This is a genomic window from Gorillibacterium sp. sgz306347 (genome assembly GCF_059735245.1).
Genome location: NZ_JCAPET010000039.1, coordinates 1 through 25,139, shown reverse-complemented (window position 1 = coordinate 25,139; position 25,139 = coordinate 1). Strand labels below are relative to the sequence as shown.

Sequence of the window (25,139 nt, the reverse complement as noted above, 5' to 3'; positions counted from 1 at the left end):
CGCGGCTTTTCGCAACTTTTTCCCGTTACGTGGAGGGATTGGGCTTGATTAAGGAAATCATTGTAGTAGAGGGGAAGGACGACACGGTAGCCATCAAGCGCGCCGTGGACGCGGAGACGATTGAAACGGGCGGCTCGGCCATCAACGAGACCGTATACCGGATGATCGAGCGGGCCCAGGCCGCACGCGGCGTCATCGTCTTCACCGACCCGGACCATGCCGGCGAGCGCCTGCGCAAGCTGATCGGCGCCAGGGTGCCGGGCTGCAAGCACGCGTTTCTGACCCAGGAGGAAGCGACGCGCAAAGGGGACATCGGCGTGGAGAACGCCTCCCCGGAAGCAATCCGTCAGGCGCTGGCCAACGTCAAAAGCGACTGGGGCGCAGGCGAATCGGAAATTACCTGGGACGATCTGATGGACGCCGGCCTGATCGTGCATCCCCAAGCCGCGGCCCGGAGGCTTGCCGTCGGCAACCGGTTGGGCATCGGCTACGCGAACGGAAAGCAGTTTTACAACCGCTGCCGCATGTTCCGGATCGGCTTTGCGGAATTTGCCGAAGCGGTCCGGATGCTGGAAACCGAGAACGGAAAAGAGGGACAGCCATGAACGAACGGGAGACGCGTCTGCCCGATATCGCCACGCCGGGGAGAACGCGCGAAATCGTGCGCAAATACGGAATTGCGATGAAAAAAAGCCTGGGGCAGAACTTTTTGGTGGATACCAACATTTTGAACAAAATCGTGGGCGCGGCGGGGCTCGACAAAACCAAAGGCGTACTGGAAATCGGCCCGGGCATCGGCGCGTTGACCGAGCAGCTGGCCCGAACGGCCGGACAAGTCCTGGCGGTGGAAATCGACCAGCGGCTGCTGCCGGTGCTGGGCGAGACGCTGGCCCCTTACGGCAACGTGTCCGTTGTGCACGGCGATGTTCTGAAGCTGGAGCTTGCCGGCCTGATGGAGAGCAAATTCGCCGGATGCAGCGGCGTCAGCGTGGTGGCCAACCTGCCTTACTACGTCACGACGCCGATCATCATGAAGCTGCTGGAGGAAAAGCTGCCGCTGGAGCACATTGTGGTCATGATCCAGAAGGAGGTGGCCGACCGGATGGCTGCCTCGCCCGGAACGAAGGATTACGGGAGCCTCAGCGTGGCGGTGCAGTATTACTGCCAGGCGGAAACGGTCGCCATTGTACCGCATACGGTGTTTATCCCGCAGCCGCAGGTGGATTCGGCGGTTATCCGCCTCTCCCTGCGAAAGGAGCCGGCGGTGCGCGTGAGCGACGAAGCCTTTTTCTTTTCCGTGGTGCAGGCCGCTTTTGCCCAGCGGCGCAAGACGCTCGCCAACAACCTGCTGGCGCGGTTTTTCGGCAAGGACAAGCGGGAGGAGATGAACCGCGTGCTGGAGGGAGTCGGAATCGACCCGGGGCGCCGCGGGGAAACGCTGTCGCTTGCGGAATTCGCACGCCTGTCCGAAGCGATGCGGGAAGCGGGAATCTCCGGAGCCTGACGGCATCCCCGCGAAGGCGCGGGATAGCCGCCTGCGGGCGAACGCACACCAAACCGCATCCGTCTCCATAGGATGATGGGGGAGGGATGCGGGATGCGGCTCGGGGATCTGGTGGTTCGCTATTCTTACGGCGGAGACGTATTGTTTGCGGTCCGCCATATTATGGGGGATCGGGTGCTGCTGAAGGGCGTCAGCGCCCGTCTGCTTGCGGACGCGCCGCAAGCGGATCTGCGCCCGGCCGGACAGGACCGTTTGCAGCGGAACGAGGCCGAAGAAGCGCGCCTTGTCAAACGCTCGATCCGGCGGTTTGACCGGTTTCGCAAAGAGCATATGGAGCAGGACACCCGTTCCGCCCAAAGGAGCGGCTCCGCCTTTTTCGAGGTGCCGGGGAAGGTCCTGCATCTGGACGGCGACAGCCAGTACCTGTTCAAAAGTCTGAATCTCTACAAAGAGCTTCGGGTGCCGGTGGCGGGCTACCATGTGGCCGAGTCCGAGATGGCAAATGCCGTCAAGCAGCTGCTTCCGCAGGTCATGCCGGATATCGTGGTCATTACGGGACACGACGGGATTGTCAAAAACCGCACCGAGCAGGATATTCAAAGCCTGGCCAGCTATAAAAATTCGCGCAATTTTGTGAGCGCCGTGCGGGCAGCCCGGCAGTTCGATCGGAGCCGCGACGGGCTGATTATCGTCGCCGGGGCCTGCCAGTCGCACTTTGAGGCCCTGCTGCATGCCGGAGCGAACTTCGCCAGCTCCCCGAAGCGGGTGCTGATCCACGCGCTGGACCCGCTTTACATCGCCTCCAAGGTAGCGTATACCCCCATCCGGGAAACCGTGCAGCTTGCCGACGTGCTAAGCGGCACGTTGAGCGGCCTGGACGGGGTCGGAGGGGTGGAGACGCGGGGCTGCTACCGGATCGGCATTCCTTACGGCAGATGGAAGGAAGCGGGGGCAAGTCTGGCCGAAGTCTCCGCAAGGCGGGCGGAGAGGACAAAGCGCTGAAGCGGAGCACGAGGCCGTATCCGTAAACCGTTTTGGAAACGCGGCGCAGCGCGGGGCGTCCGCCGGCCCCGCCTTCGGCGCGAATCGTGGCGTTTCACGGCGAAAACGCCTCGTGGATAATTTTCAAAATCTGTGCTTTTCTACCGTTGACAACGAGATTGGCCTGCTGCTATAATATTTTGTTTAATTTGACAAACACCTCTGTGTCTGTTATAATAAACAGATGGAAAGAGGTGGTTGGAGCTAATGGCTAAAAACGCGCTATTGGAAATCAAACGCAGTCTGGAGCCTCACGTCGGGCAAAAAATTATGTTGCGGGCGAACGGCGGCCGACGCAAGACCATTGAACGTTCCGGTGTTTTGGAAGAGACCTACCCTTCTGTGTTTATCGTCAAATTGGACGAGGAGCAGCACTCGTTTAAGCGGGTGTCCTACAGCTACGCGGATATTCTGACGGAATCCGTCGAAGTGACGGTTTGTCAGAATGAAGAGCAATTTCGCATCAGTTATTTGAGTCACTAACCTCATGGTCATGCGGCGGCTTCCCCGGAAGCCGCCGCGTTTGTTTTATACAGGCCCCCGCCCGGTCTCCTTCCCGGAGCCGCCGAGACCGACCGCGGAGAGACTTGGGGGAGCGAGTGTTTTTTTTCGCCGCCTTATTCGCATCCTAAGGAGACGGGAGGGCTGCGGCAGGCGCGCAGGATCTCCCGACTCTCATAAGGAGGCGGTCCGCGTGAGCAGAAGACGTCGGGGCGGTATGATGTCCGAGGAATTAAAATACGAGCTGGCTCGGGATCTCGGGTTTGCCGATACCGTCGACAAGGAAGGATGGGGCGGCATCACCACGAAGGATGCGGGCAACATGGTGAAACGCGCCATTCAGCTGGCGGAGCAGGCTGCCCGCAAAGGGCGGTAACCGCCGTCTTCGCGGCCCGCACCGGCGCCGCGTTCTCTCGAAGGCCGTTCCGCCGTGCGAAGCGCGCCGGAACGGCTTTTCAGCGTGCTTCATGCCTGCTTTCGTTTGTGGTATCATTATCGAGTCGAATGCCGGGCCCGAAAGGGGCTCGGCGCAGTTAGAGGATACCGGGAAGCGGGTGCGTTTATGAGAGTGTTGGAAAAGGCGCCAGCCAAGATCAACCTTTCCTTGGACGTTTTATATAAGAGACCGGACGGCTATCACGAAGTGGAAATGGTGATGACGATGGTCGATCTGGCGGATCGGCTGGAGCTTCGGGAGCTGGCCCGGGATGCGATCATTCTCTCCAGCCAGGCCGGCTACATACCGCTGGACGAGAAGAACCTGGCCTTTCAGGCGGCCAAGCTGATGAAAGAGCGGTACGGGGTGCGCAAAGGCGTTTACCTGCACCTGGACAAGAAAATCCCCGTCGCCGCCGGATTGGCGGGGGGCAGCAGCGACGCCGCCGCGGCTCTGCGCGGCTTGAACCGGCTGTGGGGGCTCGGCCTCCCGCAGGAGGAGCTGATGGAGCTCGGGGCCGAGCTCGGATCGGACGTGCCCTTTTGCGTGCGCGGAGGCACCGCGCTGGCCACTGGACGAGGGGAACGGCTGGAACCGCTCGATTCTCCGCCGCAGGCGTGGGTGGTGCTGGCCAAGCCGCCGATCAATGTGTCCACGTCGGAGATTTACGGCAAGCTGAGGGCGGCGGAAATCCGGCGGCATCCGGACACGCCGGCCGTGCTGGAGGCGATTCGGACAAAGGACTTTTCCGCGTTGTGCGGGGGGCTGGGCAATGTGCTGGAGGAAGTGACGCTGGAGCTGTATCCCGAGGTACGCCGGCTGAAGGAATGCATGCTGAAGCTGGGCGCGGACGGCGTGCTCATGTCCGGCAGCGGGCCGACCGTTTTCGGACTGGCCGCCAAGGAAACGAAAGCCGCCCGGATCTACAACGGGCTGCGCGGCTTTTGCAAGGAAGTCTATGCCGTTCGATTGCTGACTTGAGTTCTTGAGTTCCCGGGAAAAACCGACCGTGTAAAACCTTAGATAGTGTATTTTCCTTGATAAAATACGTATAAAAATGGTATATTGAGATAAAATATTCGGGTTTTTGCTAGGGGTGCAGGATGAAGAAGCTCAAGCGCAGCGAACGGCTGGTGGAAATGACGCAATATTTGCTCAACCGGCCGCATTCATTGATTCCATTGACGACCTTTGCGGAACGATATAATTCGGCCAAATCCTCCATCAGCGAGGATCTCGCCATCATCAAAGAGGTTTTTCTGAGCGAGGGGCTCGGCGATCTCCAGACCATGGCGGGGGCGGCCGGCGGCGTCCGTTTTATTCCCAAAGTGCCTAAGGAGCGTTCTTTGGCGTTCATTCAGGACGTTTGCCGGGAATTGGGACAACCCGACCGGATTCTTCCGGGCGGCTATATGTTTATGTCGGACCTGCTTGGCGAGCCGAGCACCGTGAACGACATCGGGCGGACGTTCGCTTCCATCTTCGCGGAAAAGGAAGCCGACGCCGTCATGACGGTGGAGACGAAGGGAATTCCGCTCGCCTATGCGACCGCCCATTTTTTGAACCTGCCGGTCATTATCGTCCGCCGCGACCACAGCATCGTCGAGGGCTCCGCCGTCAGCATCAATTACGTGTCGGGCTCGGCCAAGAAAATCCACACGATGTCGCTCGGACGGCGTTCCCTGAAAGAAAACGCCCGCGTTCTGATTATTGACGATTTCATGCATGCGGGGGGAACGATCCAGGGGATGAAGGACCTGCTCGCCGAATTCCGGGCCGAGGTGGCCGGAGCCGGCGTTTTTGTGGAGTCGGGAGACGCGGAGGAGCATCTGATCTCCGATTACGTTTCGCTGGCGCGTATCACCGAAATCGATCTAAAGACCAAACGGGCGACGGTGGTTCCCGGCAACTATTTTACGAATGCGGAGGCGATTCATTCATGAAACCGGAACTCGTAGCGACCGAAAAGGCGCCGGCGGCCATCGGGCCTTATTCCCAGGCTGTGCGTTACGGCAATCTGCTGTTTACTTCGGGACAGATCGCCCTGACCCCGGACGGGGAATTCGTTTCCGGCGGCATCGAAGCGGAAACGCGCCAGGTGTTCGCCAACCTGAAGGCGATTCTGGCCGAGGCGGGGGCGACGCTGGCCGATACGGTAAAGGCGACGGTGTTTCTGCAGGACATGGCGGAGTTTGCGGCGGTTAACGCCCTCTACGCCGAGCAGTTCGGGGACCACAAGCCGGCCCGCTCGACCGTTCAGGTTGCCGCTCTTCCCAAAGGCGCACGGGTCGAAATCGAACTGATCGCCGCGCTTCCTGTCGAATGATGGAACATATTTCTTTTTATTGAATTTTCCCATAAAAAAGGTTTAAAAATTGGGTTTTTTCCTAAAAACACAGAAGGAATTATGATTTCCGCGTGGAATTATATACCAAGTCGTTTTTGTGGAAAAAGGTGGTGAACCCAAGATGCAAATCACAGACGTAAGACTCCGCCGCGTCAACTCGGAAGGAAGAATGAAAGCAATCGCTTCCATTACGATTGACAACGAGTTCGTTGTCCATGACATCCGTGTCATTGACGGCAATAACGGCATGTTTGTCGCCATGCCGAGCAAGCGCACGCCGGACGGCGAGTTCCGCGATATCGCACACCCGATCTCGTCGGCAACCCGCGAGAAGATCCAAGCCGCCGTGCTCGCCGAGTACGACAACGCAGCCGTTGAAGAAGAAGCGATCGAAGAAGGAGCCTGAGGGCTCATTCTTCAGCGAGAGCCTGGCCAAGCGCCCGGCTCTCTTTTCTTTTGCGCTTTTTTCGGCTATAGTGGGGGGGATCGATAACAAGTGGGAGTGGTCAGCTTGCGGATTTATGGAATCGTTTTGGCCGCCGGGCAGGGCAAACGGATGAAATCGAAATTATACAAAGTGCTTCATCCCGTCTGCGGCGTCCCGATGGTCGGGCATGTGACGGGACTTCTGGAAAAGATGGAATGCGACCGACGTATTGTCGTGGTGGGTCATGGAGCGGAGGCGGTCAAAGGCTACCTGGGCGACCGCGCCGAATATGTGCTGCAGGAACAACAGCTCGGTACGGGGCACGCGGTGCTGCGTGCGCGCGAGCTGCTGGAAAAGGAAGAAGGGCTTACGCTCGTTTTGTACGGCGACACGCCGCTGATCAAAGAGCAAAGCCTGCGGGCGATGCTCCGGCTGGTTGCGGACGGAGGAGCGGCGGCCGCCGTTCTGACAGCCGAGCTGCCTGATCCGACCGGCTACGGACGGATTGTACGGGACGGCCAGGGCGAGCTGGCGGAAATTATTGAGCAGAAGGATTGCACGCCGGAGCAGGCCGAGATCCGGGAAATCAATACCGGCATCTACTGCTTTGACAACCGGAAGCTGTTCCAGGCACTCGGGAACGTCACCAACCAGAACGCCCAGCAGGAATACTATTTGACGGATGTCATCGGCATTTTGCGGGCTCAGGGCGACAAGGTGACGGCGTATCTGACCCCGGACGAGACCGAGGCGATCGGCGTCAACGACCGGGCCGCGCTGTCGGAGGCCGAGGAAATCATGCGCCGCCGCATCAACCGCGCCCATATGCTGAACGGCGTGACGATTCAGGACCCGGCTTCGACCTACATTGAAGCGGAGGTTCAAATCGGCGCGGATACGCGCATTTTGCCCGGCTGCGTGCTGAAAGGCCGTACGGTGATCGGGGAGGATTGCGTGGTCGGGCCGTATGCGGACATCGACGGCAGCGAGATCGCGGACGGCGTGTCCGTCAAGCACGCGGTTCTGGTGAACGCCGTAGTCGGCCGCGAGGCGACGGTCGGCCCGTACGCTTATCTGCGCCCCGGCGCCAAGCTGGGCGAAAAAGCGAAGGTTGGCGATTTTGTCGAAATCAAAAATGCCACCCTCGGGGACGGCAGCAAGGTTTCGCATCTCAGCTATGTCGGCGACGCCGTCATCGGAAAGAACGTCAACATGGGCTGCGGCTCCATAACCGTCAACTATGACGGCTACAACAAGTTTACGACCGAAATCGGCGACGGCGCTTTCGTCGGCAGCAATGTCAATTTGATCGCTCCGGTCAAAATCGGCCGCGGCGCGTTTGTTGTGGCCGGCTCGACGATTACCAAGGATGTCGAGGACGACGCCCTCGCCATCGCGCGGGAGCACCAGTCGAACAAACCCGGCTATGCCAGCCGCCTGCGGGCGCGGCTCAAGAAACAGCACAGCGAATAATCTGCATGCGCACCGCGCGCAAGCGGACCGGGCAGGCCGCAGAGCCTTGCCGCAAAAGAAGCGCCTTTTTCCCGCACGGCAGCGTTGCCGCAGGAGGGAAGAAGGCGCTTGTCCGTTTCAGCTCTCCTTGAATTGGGTAACTTAATAGGTAGTCACCTAATTCTCTCGTCCGAACCGAAAGGCGCCCCGTGCGTCAAGGCCGGATGGTTTAAGGAGGTTTTTGGCGTGTCCCTACAATTGAACGCAGAAATCCGAACAGAGAACACCCGCTCCTACCTGAACGGGTTAAGGAACGGCGGCCGTGTTCCGGCAGCGGTGTACGGCAAAAAAATTATGACGGGCGAAGCGATCTCCATTCCGGAAAAAGAGCTTGCGTCCATTTTGAAGACAAATCCCCACGGCGTCATCCAACTGGAGATTGCGCAGCTGGGTAAGCACCCGGTGATGATCAATGAGATCCAACGGGATAAAATGTCGGGCAAGGTGCTTCATGTCGATTTTCACCAGATCAACATGAACGAACCGGTCCGTTCCACGGTTCCGGTCGAGCTTGCGGGCACTTCCGAAGGCGTGAAGGCGGGCGGCATTTTGACCGTCGAAACGCATGAAGTGGAGGTGCGCTGCCTGCCCTCGGCTTTGCCGGCTTCGCTGGCCGTCGACATCACTTCGCTACAGGTGGGTGACAATGTTCTTGTCTCCGCGCTGACGATTCCCGAAGGCGTCGAGCTGCTGACCGAGCCGACGGACGTCATCGCCACCGTCGTGGCTCCGCAGAAGGAAGAAGAAGCCGAGCCTGCGGGCGAGGCCGATGCGGAAGCCGGAGAGGCTGCCGCCGAATAACGCCTTTCCGCCGCCGGTCGGCGCCCGGAAAGCCAACTGCCGCCATGCGCAAGGCCGCTTCCCCGCGAAGCGGCCTTTTTGCGCTTTTCAGTACCCGGGCCGGGAGATGAACGTGAATTTGCGCCGGTTGTAGAGAACGCCATTCATTTTGATATAATAGGGGGTGCACTGCTGGACGAAGCCGATGTCCCGATGCTCGCCTCTTTCATAGATTTGTATCGGCACATGATGGGAAAGATGATCTTGAAAATGAACGGTTGTCACGAGCTTTTGGCCAAAGGCATACATGATATCACCCTCCGGGACCGTTTTATCCGAAATGTTCCTCCACTTAAATAGACAAGACCAGAAAGCCCAATGTATCGCCAAAAAAGGCCATTTTTTAAAAAAAATCAGCTTTTGCCGGAATTCAGGCGGAATTTGGAAAGGGACGAAGAAGCATGAAATGGTTTGTCGGCCTCGGAAACCCCGGGCGCGAATACGAAGCCACCCGCCACAATGTCGGGTTTATGGCGCTGGACCGGTTTGCCGCCCGCTGGGGAATCGCATTTAAGGAAAGCAAATGCAGGGCTTGGATCGGGGAAGGAAATGTCGGAGGAGAGAAGGTTTACTTGATCAAGCCGGCGACCTATATGAATCTTTCCGGGGAAGCGGTGCACGCGTTTCAACGGTTTTACAAGGCCGACCTGGCCGACATGACGGTCGTTTACGATGATCTCGACACGGAGATCGGCCGCATAAGGCTCCGCTATCAAGGGAGCGCGGGCGGCCATAACGGCATCAAGTCGATCATTCAGCATACGGGGACCCAGACGTTCGACCGCATTCGCATCGGCATTTCCCGGCCCGCTCCGGGCCGCGACATCGTGCCCTACGTACTGGGGGAATTTTCGCGGGCGGAGGCCAAGCTGCTGCCGGACGTTCTCGACAAAACCGGCGAAGCCATGGAATACCGGCTGACGCATTCCTTTGAGCAAACGATGGCGAAATTCAACGTCTAGCGGCGATTCCCGCGAGTGAAGAACGGCGGATTGGGACATACTGAAGGCAGGACCATCCGGGAGGAGGACTCAGTATGACCATTCGTTATGTCTGCCGCCACTGCCATGCCGAGATCGGCGTACTCGAAAGCGGGGCGGTCAGCGAGCTCAGGCTCGGGCTGCATTTCTTGACCCCCAGGGAACGGCGGGATATAATAGCATATAACCCCGACGGCGGAATGACCGTCAAGGTGGTATGCGAGTTTTGCCGGGAGGCGCTGGCCGCTAATCCGGAGCTTTCGTTAGTTGGCAATCCGTTACAGTAATAGCTTGACCTTCAACCTAGGCCGATGCTGCAAGCCCGGGTTTCTTGTTTTTTAGGCGGTCTTTTGCGGCCGCCGGTAAGGAAGGGTAAACCGGAACGCCGTCATCCCCCATGGAACGCTTCGCCGACAGGCGGGGCGCCTCGGATTGGGGGTTCTTTTGATGCGCCGGTATGTAAATCTGGAGGTGCACGTATGCGGGAATTGATCGCCGCATTTTCGGCGGACAGCGATTTTCAGGCCGTGGCGGACGGCGTCCGGTCCGGACTGCGCGAGCAGCTGGTGGCCGGACTCGCCGGCTCGTCCCGGCAGGTGATGATCGCCGCGCTGCTGGAGAAAACCGACCGGCCGATTCTGGTCGTGACGCACAATATGTTCGCCGCTCAGAAAATAGCGGAAGATTTGATAGAATGCTTGTCCGCGGACCAGGTGCTGCTTTATCCTGCCCAGGAAATGCTTGCGGCCGAGGCCGCCATCGCCAGTCCGGAAACGATGGCGCAGCGGATCGAAGCGCTTTCCCGGCTGGCGGCCGGTTACCGGGGCGTTGTCATCACCCCTTATGCCGGTCTTCGTCGGCTTTTGCCCGACCGGGATGTTTTTCAGCAGTCCCAGCTGGCGGTCCGGGAAGGGGAGGAGCTCGTCCTCGACGATTTTCTGCGTCGTTTGACCGAGCTGGGCTACGAGAGAGCCGAACGGGTCGAGAAAAAAGGCGAGATGAGCGTGCGGGGCGGCATTGTCGATATCTACCCGCTCACGGCGCAGGCCCCTTACCGGATTGAGCTTTTTGATGTGGAAATCGACTCGATCCGCACCTTTGATCCGGAGTCGCAGCGTTCCATAGAACGGGTCCCGGAGCTGACCATTCCTCCGGCGAAGGAGGTTATGGGCGAACTGAAGCGCTTTCAGCGGGCGGCTGACCATGCGGCCAATCTTCTGGAGGCGCAGCTGGCCAAAATGACCGACCGACAGGCGAAATCCAAGCTGCGGGAAACCATCGGCGAGGAAATCCGCCGTCTGGAGCAAGGCGCGTCGTTCGCCGGCGTCTCGAAATATATTTCTCTTTTGTATCCCGAACGGCAAACGCTGCTGGATTACGCGGCGAAAGATACGCTGCTGCTGATCGACGAGCCGGTGCGCATCATGGAAACCTCCAAGCAGCTGGAGCGGGACGAAGGCGAATGGATGACGGGGCTGCTCCAGGACGGCAAATCGCTGCCCGCACTGACCCTCTCGAAGCCGTACGACTCGCTGCTGCACCGCAAGCCGTTTCCGACGGTCTATGTGTCGCTTTTTCTCCGTCAGGTGCCCCAGACGCAGCCGCAAAACATCGTGAATTTTACCTGCCGCACGATGCAGAGCTTCCACGGCCAGATGAACCTGCTCAAATCCGAAATGGAGCGCTGGAAGAAATCCGGCGCGCGGGTCATCCTGCTGGCCGAAGGCAGCGAACGCAAAGAACGGGTGCGGCGCGTGCTGGCCGATTACAAGATCGAGGAGCCGGAGCTTCTGGACGGAAGCCTGCAATCCGGCTTTGAGCTGCCGTCGGTCAAGCTGGTTGTCATCACCGAAGGGGAAATGTTCTCCCAGAAGCAGCGGAAGGCTCGCCGGGTGGACAAGAAGATCGAGAACGCCGAACGGATCAAAAGCTATCAAGAGCTGAAGGTCGGCGATTACGTGGTGCATGTCAACCACGGCATAGGGAAGTATATCGGTATCGGAACGCTGGAAGTCGGCGGCATTCACAAGGATTATCTGCATATTCTCTATGCGGGCGGCGACAAGCTATCCGTGCCGATCGACCAGATCGAGCTGATTCAGAAATACGTCGGTTCGGAAGACAAGGAGCCGAAGGTATACAAGCTGGGCGGCAACGAATGGAACAAGGTGAAAACCAAGGTCCGTTCCTCCGTCAAGGACATTGCGGACGACCTGATCAAGCTGTATGCCGAGCGGCAGCAGACGTCCGGCTATTCTTTTTCCCGCGATTCCGCCTATCAGAACGAGTTTGAAGCGATGTTTCCCTACGAGGAAACCCGGGATCAAATCCGGGCGATCACGGAGATTAAAGCCGACATGGAAAAAGGGCGCCCGATGGACCGCCTGCTCTGCGGCGACGTAGGCTACGGCAAAACGGAGGTGGCGGTGCGCGCGGCGTTCAAGGCCGCCATCGACGGCAAGCAGGTCGCGGTGCTGGTGCCCACAACCATTCTGGCGCAGCAGCACTACGAAACGTTCCGGGAGCGGTTTTCCGGCTACCCGTTCAACATCGGCGTGCTGAGCCGCTTCCGTTCGCGCAAGGAGCAGACGGAAACCATCAAGGGGATCAAAACCGGGGGCGTGGACATCGTCATCGGGACGCACCGCCTGCTTTCGGCCGACATCAAGTTCAAGGACCTGGGCCTCCTGATCGTCGACGAAGAGCAGCGCTTTGGAGTTTCCCACAAGGAAAAGCTGAAGCGCCTGAAAACCAATGTCGACGTACTGACGCTGACGGCGACCCCGATTCCGCGGACGCTGCACATGTCCATGCTCGGCGTGCGCGACCTGTCCGTCATCGAAACGCCGCCGGAAAACCGTTTTCCGGTGCAGACGTATGTGCTGGAATACAGCCCGGCGCTTGTCCGGGAAGCGGTAGAGCGGGAGCTGGCGCGGGAAGGCCAGGTTTATTATCTGTACAACCGCGTTCAGGGCATTCAGCAGATGGCCGACCAGATTGCGGCCCTCGTGCCCGACGCCCGCGTCGCGTTTGCGCACGGGCAGATGGGCGAGCAGGAGCTGGAGCGGACGATTCTCGATTTTCTTGACGGCGAGTACGACGTGCTGGTCAGCACCAGCATTATCGAGACCGGCGTCGACATTCCGAACGTCAATACGCTGATCGTTCACGATGCCGACAAGATGGGGCTTTCCCAGCTTTATCAGCTTCGCGGACGGGTCGGACGGTCCAACCGGATCGCTTACGCCTACTTCACTTATCAGCGCGATAAAGTGCTGACGGAGGTGGCGGAAAAGCGCTTGCAGTCCATAAAAGAGTTTACAGAACTAGGGTCAGGGTTTAAAATTGCAATGAGGGACTTGTCCATTCGCGGCGCGGGAAATCTGCTCGGGGCCGAGCAGCACGGCTTCATCGCGTCCGTTGGATTTGACATGTATTCCCAGATGCTGGCCGAAGAGATCAACAAGCGCAAGGCGGAGATGGATGGGGACACTGCCGTTCCGGTTCGGGATTTCAGCACCCAGCTGGACCTGCAGATCGACGCTTATCTGCCTTCTGATTATATCTACGACAGCATGCAAAAGATCGAGATCTACAAGAAAGTGGCCGGAATTACGACGCTTGAGGAAGCAGGCGATCTCCAGGAAGAACTGGTGGACCGCTTCGGGGATCTTCCCGACGCCGTGCAAAACCTGCTCTCGGTCGCAAGAGTCAAAGTTTACGGTTCTTTGTACCGGATCGAGTCGATCGCTCAGAAAGGGGAGGATTTCCACCTGAAGTTTCATGCCGACCAGAACACCCAGCTGGACGGCAAGAAGCTGATCGCACTGTCCGCCCGGTTTGATAATCGGATTCGACTGGTACCCGGTCCGCAGATTCATATGGAAGTCAAAGGCAAAGGCTACAAGGTCGGCCATCCCATCCTCCTGCTGGAGCAGTTTTTGGAGCGCTTGGAGGAGGCGCGCATATTGAAAGGAGAATTACAGAATGCAGCAAAGTAAACTACGGCGGGGCAAACGTGTCCTGTCCGCGGGTATTTCCCTTGTCCTGGCGATGGGCCTGCTCAGCGCCTGCGGTGACAAGGATAACAGCGCATCGCCTTCGGCTTCCGCAGGAGCCACCGGCAGCGCCACCGCATCTCCGTCCGGAGATGCGAAAGACATCGTCGCCACCTACAAAGGCGGCTCCATTACGCAAGCCGAATTCGATACCTTTGTCGGGGTCAATGTCATCATGGACGGCACCGGACAACTCTCCATGATGCTGCAAACGCCCGAGTACAAGGATTACGCCATGCAGCAGCTTTTGCAGCAGCAAGCGATTTTCCGCGTTCTGGACGAAAGCACGTCCAAGGAAAGCCGCGAAGCCGGCGAGAAACGCGCCGAAGAGCTGGAGAAGCAGATCAAGGACATGGACGCCACCACCAAAGAGAACTTTGAAGCCGCTCTGAAAGAAAACAAGGTGGAAATCAAGGACATCACGGACTACGTGACCAGCACCTTCGGCGTCATTACCGAGTTTCAGAGCAAAGTGACGGACGACGAGCTCAAAGCGGCCTATGACGAGAACGTAAAAGCCAACGCCAACTACTATGACGTCGTGAACGTGCGGCACATTCTGATCGCCACCAGCGAAACGACCGAAACGGGCGAAAGCAAAGAAAAACGGACCAAGGAAGAAGCGCTGAAGCTTGCCAACGAAGTCAAGGGCAAGCTGGAAGCCGGCGGCGATTTCGCCGAGCTGGCGAAGCAGTATTCCGACGATCCGGGCTCCAAGGAAGAAGGCGGGCTTTACGCCGACCAGCAGGTCGGAACGAGCCAGTTTGTCGCACCTTTCACGAAAGCGATGACCGAGCTGGAGGTTAACGCCATCAGCGAGCCGGTGGAAACCGACTTTGGTTACCATGTCATGCGGGTGGATTCGCGCAAAACGCTGACGCTCGACGACGAAAAGGAAGCGATCCGCGAAACGAAAGCGCAGGAGAAGCTGTCCGAGTTTATCGAGAAGGACTTCCCCTCCTACGAATTCACGTCGCTTCTGCCGCAGCCGTCTCCGTCCGCTTCCGCTCCGGCCACCACAGCGCCTGACGCAAGCGCACCGGCGGCGACCGAACCGGCCGCAACCGAAAGCCCGGCGGCTTCCGCTTCCCCGGAAGCAAGCCCGTCGGCGAGCTAACCCTGTTTTCCCGCCGGGCGGACAAGCCCAGCATATACCAGGAGCCTCCTTCGGGAGGCTCCGTTTCTTTTTCCAGCATTCGGGCATAATGAGGGGGACAGCCGTCTCGTCTTCTCCGGCCGCCCGCATTCATTATTCCGCGAAACCTGAATAAGGATCGGGAGACGGAGAATACTGACCATACCTTATCTTCCAGTGACTTCATCATCAAAGAAAGCGAGGCATCAGGAGAATGAAAGCAACGGGAATCGTTCGCCGTATCGACGACCTCGGCCGTGTCGTCATTCCAAAGGAAATCCGCCGCACGCTCAGGATTCGCGAGGGGGACCCGCTGGAGATTTTTGTGGACCGCGATGGAGAGGTCATTCTGAAGAAATATTCGCCCATCGGGGAGTTGTCCGATTTTGCCAAGGAGTATGCGGACTCGCTGTTTGAGAGCACCGGCCATTTGATTCTGGTCACCGACCGGGACAGCATCGTCGCCATTTCGGGCGGCTCGAAGAAGGACTACCAGGACAAACCGGTGGGAAGCTTGGTCGAAAGCAGCATGGAAGGGCGCCGGACGGTGCTCGAAACCGAGCCGGGCAGCTACGAGATCGTCAAGGACGGCAAGGAGACGTATCAATCCTGCGTCATTTCGCCGATCATCTCGGGCGGCGACCCTATCGGCTCCGTTATCCTGGTCGCCAAGGACGGGGACACCCAGCTGGGCGAAATGGAACAAAAAATGGCGGAAATCGCCGCCGCTTTTCTGGGCAAACAGATGGAGCAGTAAGCTTTCCTCCGCCGGAACCGCCGAAGCCGCTTGTGAAAGCCGGCGGCGGCCCTGCCGGGGGGCCTATCTAACTTCCGTACCGGACAAGGCCCGGGGCGGAAGTTTTTTTTGTGGACTTGCGCTATAATAGGGGCATCCTATGACGGCGGAAGGGGTTTCCAAGTGAAGCAGGGCAAGGGTTACCTGAAAGGGGCGGCTGTGCTCGGCGCGGCGGCCGTGGTGTCCAAATTGCTCGGCACCTTGCAGAAAATCCCGCTGCAAAACCTTGCCGGGGAAGAAGCCTTTGGCATATACAACATTGTCTACCCGCTGTATAACCTGATTTTAACACTGACCATTGCCGGCTTGCCGCTGACGGTGTCGGCTTTTGTCGCCGAGCAGGCGACCGCAGGCAACCGGCGGGAGGCGAACCGGATTTTGCGGGTCGCGGCCGTGCTGCTGGCCGGAACGGGAGTGCTGGCGTTTGCCCTTCTATACGCGGGAGCCGACCCGCTTTCCCGGCTGCTCGGCGTAGCCCAAACGGCGCCCGCCATCCGCAGCGTTTCCTGGGCGCTTCTCCTGGCCCCGGTAATGGCGGCCCTGCGCGGCTACTATCAGGGCTGGGGCGATATGGTACCGACCGCCGTCTCCCAGGTGGCGGAACAGCTGGTAAGGGTGGCGGCCATGCTGGCGCTGCTGTTTTGGCTAATGGACGCCGGATACGGCCCGGACGCCATTGCCGCCGGGGCCACGTTCGGCTCGACGGCGGGAGCGGCGGCCGGCCTTTTGGTCATGCTGGCCTGGCGGACAAGGGAACGCCGCGGCGCGCTTCCCGGGGCAGCGGCAGCTGATTCTTCCGCTGCAGCGGCCGAGCCGCTTGGCGCGCTCCTCCGCCGGTTTGTGCGGCTGGCGCTGCCGGTCTGCTTCGCCTCCATCGCCCTGCCCACGCTGACGCTTGTCGATTCCGCGACGCTGCCCCGGCTTCTGGCGAAGGCGGGTCTCGCGGAAGCGGCCCGGCTGCACGAGGTCGGCGTGTACAACCACGCGCAGCCGCTCGTGCAGCTGGTTGCGCTGATTGCAAGCTCCATGGCGGCGGCGCTGGTTCCGGCCATCGCGGAAGCGCGGGCGCGGGGCGATCTCGCTCTGCTCCGCCGCCGGACGGAGACGTCCGTGCGGTTTGCCTGGCTGATCGGCTTCGCCGCTTCGTTTGGGCTGGCGTTGGCGGCCGGTCCGGTGAACGCCATGCTGTTTGCGACGGGCGAAGGCACGGGAACGATGGCCATTCTGGCCTTCACCTCGGCCTTCGGCACGCTGCAGATCGTGACGGCCAGCGTGCTGATCGGCCTGGGCGACGCCCGCCGTCCGGCGCTGCACCTGTTTGCCGCTGCCGGCGTCAAATGGCTGCTGAACGCGCTGCTCGTGCCCGCGTTCGGCATCCCCGGCGCGGCGGCCGCCAGCGTGGCCGCGTACGCGCTCGCGGGCCTCGCGGGCCTCGCTGCCGTCCGCCGCCTCGCGGGCGTGCGCTTCCCGGCGGCCGCCTTCCTCGGCCGGCCGCTGGCCGCCGCCGCCGTCATGGCCGCCGCCGTCGGCGCCGTGCTCGCGCTCGCGGGCCCGGCCGCCGGCCCGGCGCACCGCGGCGCGGCAACGCTGACGGCGCTCGCCGCGGTGGCGGCCGGCGCGGCCGCGTACGGCGCGGCGCTCCTGCGCTTCGGTGTCGTGACGCGCGCCGACCTGGAGGCCGCGCCCGCTCTCGGCCGGCGGCTGATCCCGCTCTGCGAGCGGCTGCGGCTGCTGCGCTGACGCACCTTGTCGCACCGCCTGTGCGAGCCGCCGCACCCGCCGCTGAGCTGTCTGCGCCCGCGCTCGCGCCCGCCTCGCCTACTGCTGCGCTGACGCACTCGTATCTCCGCCGCCGCGCGGCCGGTCCGCCTTTGCCCGGCACGCCGATTCCCGGCTCGCGACACGTTCTCACGCTGGCGCTTCAACGCTTGTCCCGCGTTTTCCCGCCTGCGGCGGCACCGGTATTATACCGGGCGCCGTATGCCGGAGCGCGACTACATAAAACTCCGCCTGCCGACGGCAGGCCAGAGGAGGTACATCGATGACGGCCCGCATTACGGTCGCCGGGCTTGGCTCGGGCGACGAAAACCAACTGACCCTGGCTATCTGGAACAAGCTGCGCCAAGCGGATTCCCTTTACCTGCGGACCGCGGATCATCCGGTGGTCCGGTTCCTCGCCGAAAGCAAGGTAAGCTTCCGCTCGTTCGACGACGCATACGAAAAATCCTCCGATTTTGCTTCCGTGTACGAGGAGATCGCGGGGCGGCTGATCGCGGAGGCCGAAAGCCGGCCGGAAAGCGAAATTGTGTACGCCGTTCCGGGCCACCCGCTTGTGGCGGAACGGACGACGCGGCTTCTGCAGGAGCATTGCCCGCCGAAAGGCATTACCCTCACGGTGCTGGGCGGCGAAAGCTTCCTGGATCAGGCCTTCCTGCGCTTCGGCTTTGACCCGGTCGAAGGGTTCCAGCTGCTGGACGCGGCCGATCTGAAGGCCGATCTGCTTAACCCCCGGCTGCATACGGTGATCGGGCAAGTGTACGACACCTTTACCGCCTCCGATGCAAAGCTTGCGCTGATGGAGGTCTACCCCGACGATTATCCGGTTATGGTCGGTCATGCGCTTGGGGTGGCCGGCGAGGAGCGGGTCAGCCGCATTCCGCTTTACGAGCTGGACCGAGAAGAGAAGTACGGCAACCTGACGCTGGTTTACGTCCCCCGCTCCGAGCGGGACGAGCTGACGAACCGCTCGTTCGCCCGCGCCCGGGAAATTGTCGAGATTTTGCGCAGCCCGGGCGGATGCCCGTGGGACCGGGAGCAAACCCATGCCAGCCTGCGCAAAAACCTGATCGAAGAAATGTATGAAGTGCTGGAAACGATTGACGAGGACGACCCGGACCATATGCGGGAGGAGCTCGGGGACGTGCTGCTGCAGGTGCTGCTGCATGCCCAGATTGAGGCGGAGGCGGGCGCATTCGGCATTTACGATGTTATCCAGACGCTGAATGAGAAGCTGATCCGCCGGCATCCCCACGTTTTTGGCGACCGGGCGGCGTCCGATGCGGCGGAAGCGCTGGCCAACTGGAACGACATCAAACGCGCCGAAAAAGAAAGCCGCGGGGAAGCGGCGGATGAGGCATCGGCGCTGGACGGCGTACCGCGCGACCTGCCGGGGCTTCTGAAGGCATGGAAGCTGCAAAAGAAAGCGGCGGCGGTCGGCTTTGACTGGACGGATATCCGCGACGTGCTGGCGAAGGTGGAGGAAGAGCTGGCTGAAGTGCGCGAGGTGGCGGACGAGGCCGGAACGGCCGGGGAGGCGAAACGCCGGGAGGAGCTGGGCGATCTTCTTTTTGCCGTCGTCAACCTGGCCCGTTTTCTCAAGGTGGACCCGGAAGAGGCGCTTTCCCTGACCAACCGGAAATTTATCCGCCGGTTTCGTTACATTGAGCAATCGGTCCGTTTAAAAGGCGGAAAACTGGACGAAACTGGAATTGACGAGATGGAGAGGTACTGGCAGGAGGCCAAAACCCCGGAAAATCAAGAAAAATAACGCGGAGAAAGCAGGAATTCCGGGAGACGCAAAGAATATAAGGGAAGATTGTCAGTTTTACTATTCAGAGGAGGCTTGCTATTCATGAACAAAACCGATTTGATTAGCAATATCGCGGAAAAAAGCGGAATGTCCAAAAAAGATGTCGAGTCCGTGCTGAACGGCTTTTTCGGTGAAGTCACCACCGCTCTGTCCCAAGGCGAAAAAGTCCAACTGATCGGCTTCGGCACCTTCGAAACCCGCAAACGCAACGGACGGACGGGCCGCAACCCGCAAACCGGCCAAACGATCACCATCGCGGAATCGGTCGTACCGGCATTCAAAGCGGGCAACAAGCTTAAAGAAGCCGTAAAATAATGCGCGTCGACAAATTCCTGAAGGTTTCCCGCCTGATCAAGCGGCGCACCGTAGCCAAGGATGTGTCCGAGCAGGGCCGGGTATGGATCAACGGGAAAGAGGCGAAGCCGTCCAGTACGGTGAAGCCCGGGGACGAGCTGACCATTCAGTTCGGGCAGAAAAACGTCACCGTGCGCATCGACCGGATCGCCGAAACGGTACGCAAGGACGAAGCCGGGGACATGTACACGCTGCTCCGCGAAGAACCGCGGCAGTAATCATCCACGACATCCATCATTCACGCTATCCGGCCGAGGAAATCGGCTTAGCCGGCGGTTCGCCGCCGCAACAGATCAACGAAATTAAACTGCGGTCTTTTTCCGGTTTGCCGGAAAAGGGCCGCTTGTTTCTTTTTTCAGGAGCTCCGGGTTCGGAGGCTCCTTTTTTGCGTTCGGCTTCCGGCCGTATTTTTCGTTTCCGGGCTAAGGGTCGTCACGGCTTGCGGACGCGAGGCATATAGCTGTTACGACCGGTTTTGTGCAAGAATGCGTGCGGGAAGCACGGGGACGCAAGAAATCAGGAGAGGAACGATCCGTTTGATAACGATCAGCTTGTGCATGATCGTGCGAAACGAGGAAGACAGCCTGGGGCGCTGCCTGTCCTCGGTGCGGGAGGCGGTAGACGAAATCGTCATTGTCGACACCGGCTCGACCGATCGCACTAAAGAAATCGCCCTGAATTTTACCCCTGCTGTTTACGATTTTGAATGGATTGATGATTTTGCGGCGGCGCGCAATTTTTCGTTTCAGAAGGCGACCCGGGAGTACATTCTCTGGCTGGATGCGGACGATATCCTGGAAGAAGCCGAATGCGCCAAGCTGCTTCAACTGAAAAACGATCTGCTGCCCCATGTGGACAGCGTCAGCATGCTGTACCAGCTGGGCTTTGACGATCGGGGAAACCCGACCACCAGCCTGCGCCGCAACCGGCTTGTCCGCCGGGACCGGCATTTTCGCTGGATCGGGGCCGTTCATGAGTACCTGGAGGTCGGCGGAAGAATTTTTCACAGCGATGTGGCGATCAAACACAAAAAAGAACGGCCCCACACCGACCGGAATTTAAAAATTTACCGCAACCGGCTGGCGGCGGGAGAAAGCTTCGGCCCCCGCGACTTGTACTATTTCGGGAACGAATTGAGCGATCATGCCTGCTATGACGAGGCGGCCGAGCAGTATGAGCGTTTTCTGGAGACGGGGAAAGGCTGGGTGGAGGATAACATCCGGGCCTGTCTGAAGCTGGCCGGCTGCTATCACCGGACCGGCAATCAGGAGGGGCGCGTCCGGTCGCTGCTCCGTTCCTTTTTCTATGACACGCCCCGCCCGGAGATCTGCTGCGCCCTCGGCGATTACTTCCGGGAGCTCTCGGAATACCGGAAGTCGGCGTACTGGTACGGGGAGGCCGTCCGGGACGGAGAACCGGCGGAGGAGTCGATGGGTACGGTAGACCGCTACGCGTCTACCTGGTATCCGCATCTTCAGCTTTGCCTGTGCTACGACCGGCTTCAGCAATACGAGAAGGCGCGCGAGCACAACGAGATCGCCTACACCTATCATCCGACGCATCCCTCCATTCTCTTTAACCGCGATTATTTCGCCAAACGGTCAGCCGCCGAAGCGTCTCCCGGAGCGGCGGAACAGGAATAAGGCGTCCGGCCCGTTAAGGAAATGCTGCGTTTTCGCGGCGCGCGGCTCGGACGCCTGGTCCGGCCGGCAGGAAAAAGGAGGGGATGGCATGCATCGGTTTTGGGAAAAGGCGATCCGGCCGCTGCTTGCGGCCGTGCGGCCGCGCACGATAATCGAAATCGGGGCGCTTTCGGGAAAGACGACAATCAAGCTGGCGGAATACGGCCGTGCGGCCGGAGCGAAAGTCATCGCGATCGACCCGCTGCCGCAATTCGACGTCGCTTCGTTCGAGGGCTTTTTCGGGGATTCCTTTCAAATGCTCCGGGAGCTCAGTCTGGAGGCGCTGCCCCGGCAGAATGCCTGCGACCTTTTGCTGATTGACGGGGATCACAACTGGTATACGGTTTATCATGAGCTGCGCGAAGCCGGACGGATCGCCGCTCTCCAGGGCCGCTTCCCCGTTACGATTCTGCACGACACGGAATGGCCGTACGGCCGCCGGGACATGTATTACGATCCGGCTACCGTTCCGGAAGCCTTCCGGCAGCCGTACGCCTGCAAGGGAATGGTGCCCGGGCAGTCGGAGCTGGCGGAATCGGGCGGCTTTAACGCGGTGCTGGCGAATGCGGAGACCGAAGGAGGCGAGCGCAACGGAGTGCTTACGGCCGTAGAGGATTTCATGCGCGAGTCGTCCTTCCCGCTTGTTCTCCGCCGGCTTCACACCAACAACGGACTTGGCGTGCTGTATGAAGAAGGAAGCGGACTGGACGGCGCGATCCGCTTTGTGCTGGAAACCTCGGGTCTGTAGCAGAAAGGGAGGATGGCCTTGAAGCCTTTGGTGTCGATCATCATGCTCACCCGGAACGCCCTGCACCGGACCCGGGAAGCGGTGGAAAGCGTGCTTGCGCATACGGACGTACCGTTTGAATTTCTTTTTGTCGATAACGGCTCGACGGACGGGACCCCCGAGTATTTGAAGGAAGTGCCCCATTCCCGCCTGATCCAAAACACGGAGAATACCGGGTTTGCCGGAGGCTGCAACCAGGGGCTTCGGGCCGCGGAGGGGGAGTATTTGCTTCTTCTCAACAACGACGTGATCGTGACCCGGGATTGGCTGAACGGGCTGCTGGCTTGTCTGGAGCGTGATCCTTCGGTAGGCATGGCCGGACCGCGCGCCTGCAACGTCGCTCCGATTCAAAACGTGCCGGACCCCTCCTACGCGACCAAAGCCGAGCTTGAAGCCTTCGCCGCCGATTGGCGCGAGCGGCATGCCGGCAGCGGGTTTTACGCCCACCGCCTGATCGGGTTTTGCCTGCTGATGCGGCGCGCCGTTCTCGAACGCGTGGGGGCGCTCGACGAACGGTTTTTTCCGGGCGGGTACGAGGATGACGATTATTGCCTGCGCGCCCGCATAGCGGGATACCGCCTCTGGGTGGCGAACGATGTATATCTGCACCATTATGGGCACGGCACCTTTGAGGAGGAAGGGCTGAACTACCGGCAGTCCTCCCTTCCAAACGCCCTGCGTTTTTGCGGCAAATGGAACCCGGGGGTTTCCGCTCTGGAGCTCAACCTTTACGGGTACAACCCGACCCTTTTGGCGGAGCGGGAGCCGTATTTCCTTCCCGAGCGGCATTACATTCCCCTAACCGGTCCGGCGAATTTGGCAAATTCCGCTGAACCCGCCGACCCGGAGGTAGAGGCTGTGCCGCCCGCAAGCCGCAAAGGGCGCGGCCGGCCCCGAAAGCGCCCGGCAGACGAAACAAAAGAATAACCCCGGCTTCCGCAGGGCCGTCCCGTCTCCCTGTTCTAAAATCCCCGTCTTCTCCATAGGGTAGTGGTAAAAGGGAGGGACGAGCGATGGCGGAGCCAGGGAAGCCGAAACGACAGGAAATTCGCATGCTGAACCGCAAGGCGCTGGAAATTTCGGGGGTCATGAATGTGGAGAGCTTTGACAGCGAAGAGTTTTTGCTGGAAACGGAATGCGGGTTTTTAACCATCAAGGGCCAAAATCTGCATATCAAGAACTTGAATCTCGAGCAGGGACTTGTCGCCATCGAGGGATATGTGAACGAGCTGGCCTATGTGGAAGCGGGAACCCAGGGGAAATCGAAAGGTTTGCTCGGCAAACTGTTTCGATGACGCTTTCGGTTCAATTCGCGACAATGGGGTGGATGATGGCGAGCGGCATCGCCATGGGAGCCGTCTACGATTTTTACCGCGTGCTGACTGGGCAGCTGCGGATCGTCCGCCGGCTTCTTCCCTTGTTGGATCTCTTGTATTGGGCGGCTGTTACGGTTTTCGTTTTTCGCATGCTGGTCGGAAGCAATGAGGGCGAGCTGCGTTTTTTTGTGTTTCTCGGTCTTGCGGCAGGGGTCCTTTTGCATTACGGGCTGTTCAGCCGTGTGACGGTTCGTCTGGTGCTGGCGGGCATTCGCGGCGCAAGATGGACGTGGCGCATGCTGGGCCGCCTCGCGGATATGGCCGTGGTTCGTCCGCTGCGGGGGCTTTACCGGCTGCTGCTGCTTCTTCTGCAATTTGCGGCTGCAGTCTCTTTGTTCTTGCTAAAAATTGTGCTACAATTGCTATACCCTTTTCGAGTCCTGTTCCGATGGGCTTGGAATCGCACGGGAGGCCGGGTGCCTTGGCGGCGTTTTGCCGCGCGGACCGTTGGCCCGTTGTTCCGCTGGTTTCGCAAATTTTTCGATTGATTGGTCAGGAGGTTCAGCCGTATGCCGTCGTCTTCCTCCGGGCAGCCCAAACGCTCGAAAGCGTCCGTGCGCCGAATGCGGCTCGCTTCGCTGCTGGTGGCCGTGCTTGCCGTTCCGGTATTTTACACGGCCTGGAATCAGTTTGGAAAGCTGCAGGAGAACACCGCCCAACTGGTAGAATTGAAGAGCAAACTAAACGCCAAAGAAAAAGCCAACGCCGAGATGCAGCTGGAGCTGGAGCGAATGAACGACCCGGAATACCGGGAGGAAGTGATCCGGAGCGAGCTGAACTACGCCAAGGAAGGCGAGACCGTCTTTGAGCCGGTCAAGCCGAACAATTAGTGCACTTTTAACGCAAGCCGCAAGACGGAATCCGCTGGACGGGACGTTTCTTGATTTCCCGTTGACCTTCGGGTATAATTTGCGTAGGTTTTGGGTTTTTCTAATTACTCTGAGGAGGAACGTATTATTTTATGGCCATCGAAGTAGGCGCCAAACTGCAAGGAAAGGTGACAGGAATTACCCACTTTGGGGCCTTTGTGGAGCTTCCCGAGGGGGGCACCGGTCTTGTTCACATTTCGGAAATTGCTGATAATTACGTCAAAGACGTAAACGACCACCTGAAGATCAGCGATATCGTCACCGTCAAGGTTATCAATGTGGACAAAGACGGGAAGATCGGCTTGTCGATCAAACAAGCTGTGGATCGGCCCGCGTCGGAAATGCCGCAACGACCTCCTCGCACAGGACCGGGAGGCGGCTTCGGCGGAGAGAGACGCGAAGGCGGCGGATTTAACCGCGACCGCGGCGGTCGGCCTTTCAACAAAGGAGGCTATGGCAAGCCGGGTTTTGGCAAGCCGTCCTTCGAAGACAAGATGAGCAAATTCCTGAAAGACAGCGAAGAGCGCATTTCTTCCCTCAAGAAGAATACTGAAGGCAAGAGGGGCGGAAGAGGGGCGCGCCGGGACTGACTTGTTGAATATGAACCGCTGCCGGGTTGACCGGCGGCGGTTTTTTATGTCCAAAAAGGCGTTTATCGGCTGGCCTTGGGCTGTCCCTTTTACCAGCCTTGAACGGCAGGTTCGAATAGGACGCTCGAATAAACGCTAACGGTTGCCAGAGGGCTTATTTCGCCAAAACGAAGCTTTTCAAAATGAACCGGTTGCCACGGAGCTTATTTCGCGCTGGAGAGGGCCTTATTCGATATTTCGAGGCAAATAAGCTCGCTCGCAACCGTTAGCCCCATGCCCTGGCGGGCACCACAGAAAATGAAAATAAAGTCGCGT

Annotated in this window: 28 protein-coding genes; 27 read left to right on the top strand and 1 reads right to left on the bottom strand. The window is 59.6% G+C overall.

The window, feature by feature from the left end; translation table 11 throughout:
• The first annotated feature begins 44 nt into the window (after positions 1 to 44).
• The 11 genes from rnmV to AC6I6H_RS17670 all read left to right on the top strand — a co-directional run bounded on the left by rnmV (position 45) and on the right by AC6I6H_RS17670 (position 8,569).
• Positions 45 to 605: a ribonuclease M5 gene (rnmV, locus tag AC6I6H_RS17720; RefSeq protein WP_497955329.1), complete on the top strand. Its 561-nt coding sequence runs from the start codon at positions 45 to 47 to the stop codon at positions 603 to 605.
• Complete coding sequence (gene rsmA, locus AC6I6H_RS17715) at positions 602 to 1,504, top strand: 16S rRNA (adenine(1518)-N(6)/adenine(1519)-N(6))-dimethyltransferase RsmA (protein ID WP_497955328.1); 903 nt, start codon at positions 602 to 604, stop codon at positions 1,502 to 1,504. Before rnmV ends, rsmA begins: the two co-directional genes overlap by 4 nt.
• Positions 1,505 to 1,597: 93 nt before the next feature.
• Positions 1,598 to 2,506 (top strand): sporulation peptidase YabG, encoded by a 909-nt coding sequence (yabG, locus tag AC6I6H_RS17710; RefSeq protein WP_497955327.1) that lies wholly within the window; start codon positions 1,598 to 1,600, stop codon positions 2,504 to 2,506.
• Positions 2,507 to 2,752: 246 nt separating this feature from the next.
• Positions 2,753 to 3,028 carry a biofilm formation stimulator Veg gene (veg, locus tag AC6I6H_RS17705; protein ID WP_497955326.1) on the top strand — a complete coding sequence of 92 codons (276 nt, stop codon included), beginning with the start codon at positions 2,753 to 2,755 and terminating at the stop codon, positions 3,026 to 3,028.
• Positions 3,029 to 3,239: 211 nt separating this feature from the next.
• Entirely contained in the window at positions 3,240 to 3,422 is a 183-nt protein-coding gene (locus AC6I6H_RS17700; RefSeq protein ID WP_497955325.1) for a small, acid-soluble spore protein, alpha/beta type, read from the top strand.
• 186 nt (positions 3,423 to 3,608) lie between these two features.
• Entirely contained in the window at positions 3,609 to 4,463 is an 855-nt protein-coding gene (gene ispE / locus AC6I6H_RS17695; RefSeq protein ID WP_497955324.1) for a 4-(cytidine 5'-diphospho)-2-C-methyl-D-erythritol kinase, read from the top strand.
• A gap of 122 nt (positions 4,464 to 4,585) precedes the next feature.
• Complete coding sequence (gene purR / locus AC6I6H_RS17690) at positions 4,586 to 5,425, top strand: pur operon repressor (protein WP_497955323.1); 840 nt, start codon at positions 4,586 to 4,588, stop codon at positions 5,423 to 5,425.
• Entirely contained in the window at positions 5,422 to 5,808 is a 387-nt protein-coding gene (locus AC6I6H_RS17685) for a RidA family protein (protein ID WP_497955322.1), read from the top strand. The genes purR and AC6I6H_RS17685 overlap by 4 nt, the downstream gene beginning before the upstream one ends.
• A gap of 142 nt (positions 5,809 to 5,950) precedes the next feature.
• Positions 5,951 to 6,235, top strand: coding sequence for a septation regulator SpoVG (gene spoVG, locus AC6I6H_RS17680; RefSeq protein ID WP_497955321.1), 285 nt, complete (start codon positions 5,951 to 5,953; stop codon positions 6,233 to 6,235).
• 105 nt (positions 6,236 to 6,340) lie between these two features.
• On the top strand, positions 6,341 to 7,729 hold the full coding sequence (gene glmU, locus AC6I6H_RS17675) for a bifunctional UDP-N-acetylglucosamine diphosphorylase/glucosamine-1-phosphate N-acetyltransferase GlmU (protein WP_497955320.1): 1,389 nt from the start codon (positions 6,341 to 6,343) through the stop codon (positions 7,727 to 7,729).
• Between the two features lie 225 nt (positions 7,730 to 7,954).
• Positions 7,955 to 8,569, top strand: a complete 615-nt coding sequence (locus tag AC6I6H_RS17670; protein ID WP_497955319.1) for a 50S ribosomal protein L25 — start codon at positions 7,955 to 7,957, stop codon at positions 8,567 to 8,569.
• Positions 8,570 to 8,656: 87 nt separating this feature from the next.
• On the opposite strand, the gene AC6I6H_RS17665 is transcribed toward AC6I6H_RS17670, so the two are convergent.
• Complete coding sequence (locus tag AC6I6H_RS17665) at positions 8,657 to 8,857, bottom strand: hypothetical protein (protein ID WP_497955318.1); 201 nt, start codon at positions 8,855 to 8,857, stop codon at positions 8,657 to 8,659.
• A gap of 152 nt (positions 8,858 to 9,009) precedes the next feature.
• Between AC6I6H_RS17665 and pth the strand changes: the two genes are divergently transcribed.
• The 16 genes from pth (at position 9,010) to AC6I6H_RS17585 (ending at position 24,824) form a co-directional block, all read left to right on the top strand.
• On the top strand, positions 9,010 to 9,570 hold the full coding sequence (gene pth / locus AC6I6H_RS17660) for an aminoacyl-tRNA hydrolase (RefSeq protein WP_497955317.1): 561 nt from the start codon (positions 9,010 to 9,012) through the stop codon (positions 9,568 to 9,570).
• Between the two features lie 74 nt (positions 9,571 to 9,644).
• Positions 9,645 to 9,875, top strand: a complete 231-nt coding sequence (locus tag AC6I6H_RS17655) for an anti-sigma-F factor Fin (RefSeq protein WP_497955316.1) — start codon at positions 9,645 to 9,647, stop codon at positions 9,873 to 9,875.
• A gap of 192 nt (positions 9,876 to 10,067) precedes the next feature.
• Complete coding sequence (gene mfd, locus AC6I6H_RS17650) at positions 10,068 to 13,589, top strand: transcription-repair coupling factor (RefSeq protein ID WP_497955315.1); 3,522 nt, start codon at positions 10,068 to 10,070, stop codon at positions 13,587 to 13,589.
• Positions 13,576 to 14,763: a peptidylprolyl isomerase gene (locus tag AC6I6H_RS17645; RefSeq protein WP_497955314.1), complete on the top strand. Its 1,188-nt coding sequence runs from the start codon at positions 13,576 to 13,578 to the stop codon at positions 14,761 to 14,763. Before mfd ends, AC6I6H_RS17645 begins: the two co-directional genes overlap by 14 nt.
• Positions 14,764 to 14,995: 232 nt before the next feature.
• On the top strand, positions 14,996 to 15,538 hold the full coding sequence (spoVT, locus tag AC6I6H_RS17640) for a stage V sporulation protein T (protein ID WP_497955313.1): 543 nt from the start codon (positions 14,996 to 14,998) through the stop codon (positions 15,536 to 15,538).
• 162 nt (positions 15,539 to 15,700) lie between these two features.
• Positions 15,701 to 17,317, top strand: a complete 1,617-nt coding sequence (locus AC6I6H_RS17635) for a polysaccharide biosynthesis protein (RefSeq protein WP_497955312.1) — start codon at positions 15,701 to 15,703, stop codon at positions 17,315 to 17,317.
• A 301-nt stretch (positions 17,318 to 17,618) separates the two neighbouring features.
• A complete protein-coding gene (yabN, locus tag AC6I6H_RS17630) occupies positions 17,619 to 19,124 on the top strand; it encodes a bifunctional methyltransferase/pyrophosphohydrolase YabN (protein WP_497955311.1) in 1,506 nt (501 codons plus the stop codon).
• An 84-nt stretch (positions 19,125 to 19,208) separates the two neighbouring features.
• Positions 19,209 to 19,481 carry an HU family DNA-binding protein gene (locus AC6I6H_RS17625; protein WP_497955310.1) on the top strand — a complete coding sequence of 91 codons (273 nt, stop codon included), beginning with the start codon at positions 19,209 to 19,211 and terminating at the stop codon, positions 19,479 to 19,481.
• The gene (locus tag AC6I6H_RS17620) at positions 19,481 to 19,738 is read left to right on the top strand and encodes an RNA-binding S4 domain-containing protein (protein WP_497955309.1); all 258 of its coding nucleotides are present in this window, start codon (positions 19,481 to 19,483) and stop codon (positions 19,736 to 19,738) included. The genes AC6I6H_RS17625 and AC6I6H_RS17620 overlap by 1 nt, the downstream gene beginning before the upstream one ends.
• A 339-nt stretch (positions 19,739 to 20,077) precedes the next feature.
• On the top strand, positions 20,078 to 21,163 hold the full coding sequence (locus tag AC6I6H_RS17615) for a glycosyltransferase family 2 protein (protein WP_497955347.1): 1,086 nt from the start codon (positions 20,078 to 20,080) through the stop codon (positions 21,161 to 21,163).
• Between the two features lie 88 nt (positions 21,164 to 21,251).
• Positions 21,252 to 21,950: a class I SAM-dependent methyltransferase gene (locus AC6I6H_RS17610; protein WP_497955308.1), complete on the top strand. Its 699-nt coding sequence runs from the start codon at positions 21,252 to 21,254 to the stop codon at positions 21,948 to 21,950.
• 18 nt (positions 21,951 to 21,968) lie between these two features.
• Positions 21,969 to 22,916: a glycosyltransferase family 2 protein gene (locus tag AC6I6H_RS17605; protein ID WP_497955307.1), complete on the top strand. Its 948-nt coding sequence runs from the start codon at positions 21,969 to 21,971 to the stop codon at positions 22,914 to 22,916.
• 86 nt (positions 22,917 to 23,002) lie between these two features.
• A complete protein-coding gene (gene yabP, locus AC6I6H_RS17600) occupies positions 23,003 to 23,284 on the top strand; it encodes a sporulation protein YabP (RefSeq protein WP_497955306.1) in 282 nt (93 codons plus the stop codon).
• Positions 23,281 to 23,853: a spore cortex biosynthesis protein YabQ gene (yabQ, locus tag AC6I6H_RS17595; RefSeq protein WP_497955305.1), complete on the top strand. Its 573-nt coding sequence runs from the start codon at positions 23,281 to 23,283 to the stop codon at positions 23,851 to 23,853. The genes yabP and yabQ overlap by 4 nt, the downstream gene beginning before the upstream one ends.
• 21 nt (positions 23,854 to 23,874) lie before the next feature.
• Positions 23,875 to 24,195, top strand: a complete 321-nt coding sequence (locus tag AC6I6H_RS17590) for an FtsB family cell division protein (RefSeq protein WP_497955304.1) — start codon at positions 23,875 to 23,877, stop codon at positions 24,193 to 24,195.
• Positions 24,196 to 24,326: 131 nt separating this feature from the next.
• Positions 24,327 to 24,824: a S1 domain-containing RNA-binding protein gene (locus AC6I6H_RS17585; protein WP_497955303.1), complete on the top strand. Its 498-nt coding sequence runs from the start codon at positions 24,327 to 24,329 to the stop codon at positions 24,822 to 24,824.
• The last annotated feature ends 315 nt before the right edge of the window (positions 24,825 to 25,139 follow it).